Below are 9258 nucleotides of genomic sequence, written 5' to 3'. Positions count from 1 at the left end.
CACAATCAATTTCTGTAAGTTTAGTTAAATCAGCAATATTTTTCATGAATAATAAAGCAGCTAAAACCACACCAATTGAAATGGCAATGATCATATCAAAAAATACTGTTAAAAATAGACATACCAATAGTACTGCAATATCCCCTTTAGGAGCTTTTTGAATAATCTCTTTAACTTTTTTTGCTTCACTCATATTCCATGCAACCATAAACAGTAAAGCAGCCATCGCAGCCAAAGGTAAATAAGATAAATATCGTGCAAAAAATAACAAGGCAGCCAATACAAATAATGAATGAACAATTGCTGAAACTGGCGATGTTGCGCCTGCTTTGAAGTTAACAGCTGAACGTGCTATTGCAGCTGTGGATGTAATACCACCAAAAAAAGGAGCAACAACATTACTCAATCCCTGCCCCAATAATTCACTATTTGGATTATGCTTTATACGCGTCATATTATCTAAGATAACAGCGCATAATAAAGATTCTATTGCACCCAATACCGCCATCGAAAATGCCGCCGGTAATAGCGCTGAAATATTCTTCCATGTCCATTGAAAATTGCCCGTTTCAGCAGGAATATTCCAGGGCAAAACAAATGATGGCAACACAGGTGGAATACCTTTACCTTCATCACCATTTGGCAGAATATAACTAAACTTACTGCCAATTGTTTGGATATCATATCCCAACCACTGATAAATCAGCATAACAAGTAAACCTGCAATAATTGCAGGTAAATGCCCCGGAAAATTGATTCTCAGTTTAGGCCATAGGACTAATACCCCTAAGGTTGTCAAGCCTACTAAGGTATCTCCCCATTGTAACGTTGACAAAGATGAGATAATCATCATAATTCGTGTAATGAAATCATCTGATGCTACTGTTGGCGTTAAGCCAAAAAAATCCACAAACTGCATACTTGCAATCGTAATTGCAATTCCTGCTGTAAATCCCAATGTTACAGGTAAAGGAATATACTCAATAACCCGACCAATACGAGCCAGCCCCATAATCGTCAATATAATACCTGATAACAATGTTGCAACTAATAACCCTTGTAGCCCAAATTGCTGAGATACGGGCAATAAAATTACAATGAATGCAGCAGTAGGGCCTGAAACACTTAACTTTGATCCACCTGCCAATGCTGCCACCATCCCAGCAACGCCAGCTGTATATAAACCATATTGTGGTGGTACACCGCTAGCAATTGCTAATGCCATTGCCAATGGAATCGCAATAATACCCACTGTAATCCCAGCCAAAATATCGCGGATAAAACGATTCAATGAGTATCCATCGCGAATACAAGCATTATAAAGCGCAATACCTAAACGAACCCGCGTAATATAGTTTCTTCTCAATGATACAATCCTCAACTATTTATAATTTATATTAAGATTGTAACCGATTTATAAGAACAAAAAAGCCCCGTCTATTGACGGGGCTATCAGTATCAGTGAAAATAATTATTAGAGTAAATTACTCAGCAACAACGTTCACTTGAATATTTACGATTACATCTGGGTGTAATGTTAAAACTACAGCGTGCTCACCAATGCTACGGATTGAACCATCAGCAATACGAACATCACGTTTTTCTAATTTAACACCTGCATTTGTTACTGCTTCAGCGATATCTTGGCTAGTTACAGCACCGAATAAACGGCCTTCTGTACCTGCTTTCACAGACATAGTAATTACAATACCGTTCAATTTTTCGCCGCGCTCAGTTGCATCAGCCAAAATTGCAGCTTGCTTAGCTTCTAACTCAGCACGTTGCTCTTCTAATTTAGCGATATTTGCTGGAGTTGCTTCAGTAGCTTTACCTAATGGTAATAAAAAGTTACGAGCATAACCAGATTTTACTTCAACTGTATCACCAAGTTTACCCAACTTGTTGATTTTTTCTAATAAAATAACTTGCATGATTGCTCCTTAAAATTAATGCTGATCTGAATATGGAAGCAATGCAATGTAACGAGCGCGCTTGATCGCAGTCGCTAATTGACGCTGATAACGCGCTTGCGTTCCAGTTACACGACTTGGGATAATTTTCCCAGTTTCAGTAATATAGTTTTTTAAGGTATTGATATCTTTGTAATCAATTTCTTTTACATTTTCTGCTGTAAAACGGCAGAATCTTTTACGACGGAAATAACGTGACATATTAAAATTCCTTTAGTTAAATGATGTGATTATTCTTCATCCGCAGCTTCTGAAGATTCATCGTTTGCACGATCTTCACGCTGTGGTTTCATCAATACTGATGCTTCAGTAACTGCTTCTTCTTTCTGAATAATCATGTGACGTAAAATCGCATCATTGAAACGGAAAATGCCTTGTAATTCTTCAAGAGCAAGATCATTACATTCAATGTTCATTAAAACATAATGAGCTTTGTGTAATTTTTGAATTGGGTAAGCCAATTGACGACGACCCCAATCTTCTAAACGGTGAATTTGACCACCTTCATTAGTAACAACTGAACGATAACGCTCAATCATTGCTGGTACTTGTTCGCTTTGATCTGGGTGAACAAGGAATACAACTTCATAATGACGCATATTCATAATTCCTTATGGATTTATTAAACAAATAAAGTCTTCAGAATTTTCTGTAAGACAAGGAATGTATTTCGCTAAAAATACAAGCGCTGAATTATAAGCTTTCTGTTTCTAAATTGCAAAACTTATATAACGTTTCGCCCATTTTGATGGCCGTTCCTTCTTTTAAAAGATCGTTCAATACTACTGAATCATTCTTTTCTAATAAAACTATTGCTGTAGATCCCATATTAAAGCGACCCATTTCAGCGCCTTTATCTAATTCAATGTCACGATCATATATTTGATAATCAATTACACGCCCATAAGGTGGCGTGACATCTCCACCCCAAACAGTTGCAATACTTGAAACATTGATAGCACCGACAAGAATTAAAATCATCTTGCCATATTCAGTTTCAAATACACAGACATAACGCTCATTTTCTGCAAACAACGTAGGAATTTGTGCAGCTGTTTTGAGTGAAACACTGTATAACTTTCCAGGAACATGAATTGTACGAAGCAATTTACCTTTTACAGGCATATGCACGCGGTGATAATCTGCTGGTGATAAATAAACTGTTGCAAAACTACCATCTGAGAAATCTTTTGCCAATTCAGGATCTGCGATTAAACTTTCTACCGTAAAATCATGCCCTTTTGCTTTCACAAAACGAGTATTCTCCAATTGTCCACACGCAGCAATTTTACCATCAGCAGGTGATACTAAAGGCGATTCAGCAACTGGCCTTGCCCCTGATTCTAATTGACGTGTAAAAAACTCATTAAAGGTTTTAAAATCATCAGGTGAACGATATTTACTCTCTGCCCAGTTGATTGCATACAATTTAGAAAAAACTCTAATGAATAAATTTTTAAACCAAACAGTACGAATTCTTGTGAGCTTACGGATACACCATGAACTCAAGCGCTGTGGCAAAAAATATTGTATTGACATATAAAGATAACCTTATTTAATGATGGATTGCTCGGCATTATACCATTGTCGTGCTAATGCTAGTTCTGCTTCTGTATCAATACCTACAGGAGGAATTGTGTCCATATGCTCAACAACAATCGAATACCCATTAGATAATGCTCGTAATTGCTCTAAAGATTCTGATTGTTCTAATAGTGAGGGTTTTAATTTAGGATATTCTTTCAAAAAGAAAGCACGATAAGCATAAACACCAATATGTCGTAATGGCTGTACGTTTGCAGGTAATTCCCCTGTGCCTTTTTCTACACCGCGAGGAAATGGGATTGGCGCACGTGAGAAATATAACGCCTCATCAGAATGGCCATGCACCACTTTAACAACATTGGCATTAAAAAAATCTTCCCAACTATCAATTCTAGTTGCCAATGTACTCATGGCAGCTTTTGGATTATCTTCCAGCTTATTGGCAACCTTTTCTATGAATTCAAAAGGCAAAAACGGTTCATCTCCTTGCCAATTGACAATAATCTTTTCATCATCAAAACCACATAACATCGCAACTTCGGCTAGACGATCCGTCCCTGTAGGATGCGATTTCGATGTCATGACCACTTCTGCGCCTATAGATTTCATATGGTCAAAAATGGATTGATCATCTGTTGCCACGATAACCTTTTTAGCTTGAGCTGACATTGCTTGTCGCCAAGTATGCTCTATAACAGGTTGATCACCGATCAATAACATCATTTTATTGGGCAAGCGTGTTGAATTTAACCTTGCAGGAATTACAATCGTAAAATTATTCATAAAAAACCGTTATTATCATTCAAAGTACAAAGTTGCTATTCTATCAGAGCAATATGTAAAAACAGAAAACTGATGACAAGCCTATTAATTACACAATATAACACTTGACTTATAAACAACCATTCTATAGATTCGATAGAAACTAGCACAAACAAATGTCAAGAGTTGTCAACGCGACTTAAAATATAACTTATTGATATGTAAAATTTATATTTTTCTGATCAATTAATGATCACTCTCTTGACCTCAAATAACCATGCACCTTATAGCATAGTTTTTTTTATTATTCACAAAGTTATCCACAGTTCTTGTGGAAAGCATTTTGACTAAAATTTAATCAAACTAATGATTATCTATATAAGAGGCAACCTAATGATCATTGACTATTTTTACAGCATTATTACTTAGGTTTTAAAATCTTTCTATACAATACAATTTTGACAAAAAGAACTCCAAATATGAAAAATCTCGATACAATTTTCCACAACCAACCTGTTGTTCCCATCGCGATGATCAATGATATCCAAGATGGCTTAAAGCTTGCAACAATCTTAATCCGTGAAGAACTTCCTATTCTTGAAGTTACATTTCGTACTAAAGAAGCATCAGATATTTTAAAAGCCATCAAAGATCATTATCCCGATTTAACAGTAGGCGCAGGAACCGTTTTGAATGCAGAACAAGCAAAAATTGCATTCACCTCTGACGCCGACTTTTTAGTGGCACCTGGTTGTAATCCTAGAACCATCCAAACAGCTCAGGATTTAGGTATGCCTATCTTGCCTGGTGTTAACAACCCATCCGCCATCGAGATGGCTTTAAACTACAATGTAACCACGATGAAATTTTTCCCTGCAGAAATTTCTGGTGGAATTCCTATGATTAAAGCACTAATGGCTCCCTATCAAGATATCCACTTTATCCCAACTGGTGGTATCAATAATGAAAACTTCCAAAGTTATTTAGCAACAGAACGCGTCATTGCTTGTGGCATGAGTTGGATGGTGGATAAAAAACTTATCGAAGCTGGCAATTGGGATGAAATCACTCGCCGCGTCCGCTTAATTAAAGAAATGTTAAAACAATAATTTCTCATAGCCTTTAATATTCTCAATGCTTAATGTACCTTCATTAAGCATTTTTTATGGGTCATTCATTACTTTTGTACGCACTTTTGTCGCTCTAAATCCAAATACCGAGCCACTTCATTGATATATCGTTCGCCAAATATTGGACGATAAAGTGCGGCTAAATGGTCCGCACCTTCCACAAGCAATAAAGCACGATTATCCGTCTGTAGAGCATATAATTGCTCACTGTGCTGATATGGGATAATCCGATCCTTCTTACCATGTAAAAATAGTATAGGTAGATCACTTAAAACTGATAAAGATACATTTGCGCTATATTCATTAGCAAGCAAGATGCCTGCACCAGAAACTTTATCATTTGCAATAAGACTGTACGAATAAAATGTAGAATCAATCACTGCCGCACAGATTCTTTCTCTTGATTTAGGCGACATTTTTGCCAAAGCAGCTAAAGTATTATTGCCACCTAAACTTTGCCCCAGCATAAAGACTGGCATATTTTCAAGATCACTACGATTTAATACATAATGAATCACCGCATTGGTATCTTCATATAATCCTTTAATTGTGGGCTCAATGGCATCAGACTGACCATAACTACGATAATCAAAGGTTAAAACATTATAACCTTGGCTCGGCAACCAAGAAATAAATGACCAATGATTCGTGATATTGGCAGCATTACCATGCACATGAATCACAGTACCTTTTGCTTGAGTTGCATCTTGTCCCCCCGCCTCATTAATCACAGCAGGTACAAACCAACCATTTAATTGAATTCCATTTATGCTGCTAATATTAACAACTTCAAATTGTAAATTTTGTTGTGTGGGAGATAAACCATAATCTATATCATCAGGATAAAAAAAATAGGATTCCGCTTTTTTAATAAGCCAAATATAGCTAATAATAATCAAAACTAATCCGCCTATCATCACACCAATTTTTTTACACATGAATAATATTCCTATTGATTGAGAATTTTCTGACACATTTTTGGCATAATTTTAGATACTGATTTTCCTTTAGAAACTGCTGGCTTTTTAATGCCTAATGCTAAGTCTGCTTGATCTTTCACCCAATTTTGTAAATCCTCATCACAGCCTGAATTTTTAGCAACGGGGAATTGTGGCTCACAATCCTTTTGATTTTTTGGGCAAACTAAACGTACATGAAAATGTGAATCATGCCCAAACCAAGGACGAACTTTGTATAACCAACTTTTATCTTTTTCTGTTTCACACAAATAAGCTTTGATCACAGGATTCACAAAAATACGTTCTGTTTTAGGATACAAGGCAGCCTGATGAATCAAATCACGATAATATGGTTGCCAATACTTAGAAATAACACCGTTCTTCATATCTACTAAAGATGGCGTTTCTAGACCTTCTACCTGCTTCGGTGATAATCCATTTTTACCAATTGATTCAAACCAGATATCCACATCTAAACCAATTTGATGACTGGAATGACCGAAATTCATAGGGCCACCACGAGGTTGTGATAAATCTCCCAAAATTACAATCTTATTCTGAGCTTTTGCATATTTTCCTAATGATTCAATGAATACTAACAGCGACTCATCGCCATAATGACGATTACGGCTGGGACGTACTTGCTGAAAACCTTCCCCAACAATAGGCATAACTTTACCACCTGAGAAACAACCATTGGCATAACTACCATAGATTTTTGTCGGTTCATTAGTTGGTTTTTGAACGGTATGCCAATTTTCAGCAAAACTCCATGGTGAAATGAGCATCATTAAACTTAATACGTATTTAATCTTCATCCGTTGTTCCATTCTCTTATTCAATCTCTGATTGATTATTCAGTAATGGATGATCAATCCATTGCCATTGTCCACCGATCCAAGATGAATGTTCTCCATCACTCTCAATTTTGCATCTAATGCCAACTTTTGCCTTACCCTCACTAAAAGGATAAGCACAATCATATTTTGCCTCGATCAAAATCTGACCTGTGATGCTCGAGGCATAACCAATTTTTCCATTCTTATAAATGCGATATAAAACTTCACTCGCAATATCAGGACCATTATCAAACCAATATATTTGATAAATTTCCCGACCTTGAGCATCCATGAACACAAATTTATGATCGCTATTCTTATTCAAACAGTATAGAAAAGGTGATTCAACATCAAAGCACCGTTGATCCTGTGGCTTTCCCTCTGCTAATAATAAAAACTGTTCATCTAAATTTTTGGCAAATACACCACTAGAAACACTTAAAAGCTGTATGAGTACAATCATAATATAACGATACATCTTTTTATCCTTATTATTTAATGAACTCTAACAATAAAAAAATCTGCCATAGAATGGCAGATTATCATATTAATCTCATTGAATCAGTTCAAAAATATTTGATTCAGTGAATTATACCAACGCTTTAATCCATTCATCACGCTCGCCTTCCAAGAAATCCACCATTGGAATTTCAATCAAGGTATAAGCACCACTTTGTAAGCGAGTTGCCGCACGGCCACTTGAAACCATCACTTGCGCCGTCAATGCAGGATTATCAATAGACATTTTAAACATAAAGTTTTGGTTGCCTGTAGAACCTGAAACGCCTTTGCGTGTTAATTCAACACCATGCCCTACATCTTTCAATGCATCCACATCATCTACAAAACGAACATGAGTTTCATCATTAATAAAATATGGATCTGTTTTAATTGCATTTTCCACCACGTCACGACTAGCACCTTCCGCCAATTCAACATAAACTAAACGGCGATGCACCCCTGCGCCTGTTGGCATAGTCATTGATAATGCATTTTGAACACCTTCGATCGCTTTAACAGCAACTGTATGCCCCATACTCATGCCTGGACCAAAGTTTGTGTAAGTCATACCGCGTGGCGCCATAGCAATCAACATTGCACGCACAATTGAGTCTGTACCGGGATCCCAACCTGAAGAAACAACAGCAACAGCATTATATTTCTTTGCAACTTCTGCTAATTCAGTTTTAACATCCAAAATATTAGAGTGAATATCATAGCTATCTACAGTGTGAATACCTTTCGCTAAAAACTCTTTAGCTTGCTTAGGCACTTCACGTGTTGGGATTGCCAAGAATGCTACGTCTATCTTTTCGCTAAATTCATCTACAGATTTCTTCACTTCAATATTAGGATATTCAGCAATTGGCTCACCACTACGGCGAATCGCACCTACTAAATTGAAATCATTCGTATTTAACAAAACATCGATAACTTTTAAACCTACGTTACCAGAGCCGACAACAATAGCATTGATTTTATTCATCTAATTATGCTCCTTAAGCAGTAAAACTAATTTGAATCCACAATTATTTGCTTCATCATTTCTATGTGTAGAGATTCAGTATTCAAAGAAGGAATGAATTGATAATATTCACCGCCTTGCTCTTTAAAGTAATCTCTATTCTCAACACCCATTTCTTCAATGGTTTCTAAACAATCCGCACTAAATCCTGGGCAGAATACAGCAACACGCTTTACACCTTTCGATGGCAAACTTGGCAAATATTCAAAAGAATAAGGTTGTAACCACTCTTCTTTCCCAAATTTAGATTGGAAAACTGTTGTAATCTTAATATCTGAGCGCCCTAATGATTCTGTAATCAATCGTGTAGTTTCAATACACTGATCATAATATGGGTCACCTTTTTCATACGTTGATTTTGGCATACCATGATAAGATAATACCAACTCCTCAATCTCAACACCTTCTAAATTTTTAGCAATTTGTGTTTTGCATGCTTCAATGTATAAAGGATTACGATAATAATCACTCAGCATATGCAATTCAGGAAAGTATCGACGCTTTGTTAATGTTTCTGCAACACTGTCA

12 protein-coding genes are annotated in these 9258 nt (G+C 36.4%); 1 reads left to right on the top strand and 11 read right to left on the bottom strand.

Annotated features, from left to right (window positions below; genetic code table 11):
* The 6 genes from dauA to kdsB form a co-directional block, all read right to left on the bottom strand.
* A partial coding sequence (gene dauA / locus BZK14_RS00515) for a C4-dicarboxylic acid transporter DauA (protein ID WP_077924658.1) occupies positions 1 to 1366 on the bottom strand: 1366 nt, incomplete at its 3' end.
* Positions 1367 to 1484: 118 nt separating this feature from the next.
* A complete protein-coding gene (gene rplI, locus BZK14_RS00510; protein WP_077924657.1) occupies positions 1485 to 1931 on the bottom strand; it encodes a 50S ribosomal protein L9 in 447 nt (148 codons plus the stop codon).
* A gap of 15 nt (positions 1932 to 1946) precedes the next feature.
* Entirely contained in the window at positions 1947 to 2171 is a 225-nt protein-coding gene (gene rpsR / locus BZK14_RS00505; RefSeq protein ID WP_077924656.1) for a 30S ribosomal protein S18, read from the bottom strand.
* A 29-nt stretch (positions 2172 to 2200) separates the two neighbouring features.
* The gene (gene rpsF, locus BZK14_RS00500; RefSeq protein WP_077924655.1) at positions 2201 to 2569 is read right to left on the bottom strand and encodes a 30S ribosomal protein S6; all 369 of its coding nucleotides are present in this window, start codon (positions 2567 to 2569) and stop codon (positions 2201 to 2203) included.
* A gap of 94 nt (positions 2570 to 2663) precedes the next feature.
* The gene (gene asd / locus BZK14_RS00495; RefSeq protein ID WP_077924654.1) at positions 2664 to 3509 is read right to left on the bottom strand and encodes an archaetidylserine decarboxylase; all 846 of its coding nucleotides are present in this window, start codon (positions 3507 to 3509) and stop codon (positions 2664 to 2666) included.
* 12 nt (positions 3510 to 3521) lie between these two features.
* Positions 3522 to 4298 carry a 3-deoxy-manno-octulosonate cytidylyltransferase gene (gene kdsB / locus BZK14_RS00490; RefSeq protein ID WP_077924653.1) on the bottom strand — a complete coding sequence of 259 codons (777 nt, stop codon included), beginning with the start codon at positions 4296 to 4298 and terminating at the stop codon, positions 3522 to 3524.
* A gap of 458 nt (positions 4299 to 4756) precedes the next feature.
* Here kdsB and eda point away from each other — a divergent pair, with 458 nt between their 5' ends.
* On the top strand, positions 4757 to 5386 hold the full coding sequence (gene eda, locus BZK14_RS00485; RefSeq protein WP_077924652.1) for a bifunctional 4-hydroxy-2-oxoglutarate aldolase/2-dehydro-3-deoxy-phosphogluconate aldolase: 630 nt from the start codon (positions 4757 to 4759) through the stop codon (positions 5384 to 5386).
* Between the two features lie 68 nt (positions 5387 to 5454).
* Here eda and BZK14_RS00480 read toward each other — a convergent pair whose 3' ends face one another.
* From BZK14_RS00480 to hemH, 5 genes are all read right to left on the bottom strand, one after another.
* A complete protein-coding gene (locus BZK14_RS00480) occupies positions 5455 to 6345 on the bottom strand; it encodes an alpha/beta hydrolase (protein ID WP_077924651.1) in 891 nt (296 codons plus the stop codon).
* An 11-nt stretch (positions 6346 to 6356) separates the two neighbouring features.
* Positions 6357 to 7184 carry a penicillin-insensitive murein endopeptidase gene (gene mepA / locus BZK14_RS00475; RefSeq protein ID WP_245831098.1) on the bottom strand — a complete coding sequence of 276 codons (828 nt, stop codon included), beginning with the start codon at positions 7182 to 7184 and terminating at the stop codon, positions 6357 to 6359.
* Between the two features lie 16 nt (positions 7185 to 7200).
* Positions 7201 to 7683: a WG repeat-containing protein gene (locus tag BZK14_RS00470; RefSeq protein WP_216350010.1), complete on the bottom strand. Its 483-nt coding sequence runs from the start codon at positions 7681 to 7683 to the stop codon at positions 7201 to 7203.
* 111 nt (positions 7684 to 7794) lie between these two features.
* The gene (locus tag BZK14_RS00465) at positions 7795 to 8691 is read right to left on the bottom strand and encodes a diaminopimelate dehydrogenase (RefSeq protein ID WP_077924650.1); all 897 of its coding nucleotides are present in this window, start codon (positions 8689 to 8691) and stop codon (positions 7795 to 7797) included.
* A gap of 26 nt (positions 8692 to 8717) precedes the next feature.
* On the bottom strand, positions 8718 to 9258 hold a 541-nt coding region (gene hemH, locus BZK14_RS00460), incomplete at its 5' end, for a ferrochelatase (protein WP_143691239.1).

The organism is Wohlfahrtiimonas larvae, from assembly GCF_002006755.1.
Classification (GTDB): domain Bacteria; phylum Pseudomonadota; class Gammaproteobacteria; order Cardiobacteriales; family Wohlfahrtiimonadaceae; genus Wohlfahrtiimonas; species Wohlfahrtiimonas larvae.
The sequence above is the reverse complement of the archived record's forward strand: the minus strand, read 5'-3'. Positions and strand labels throughout refer to the sequence as shown.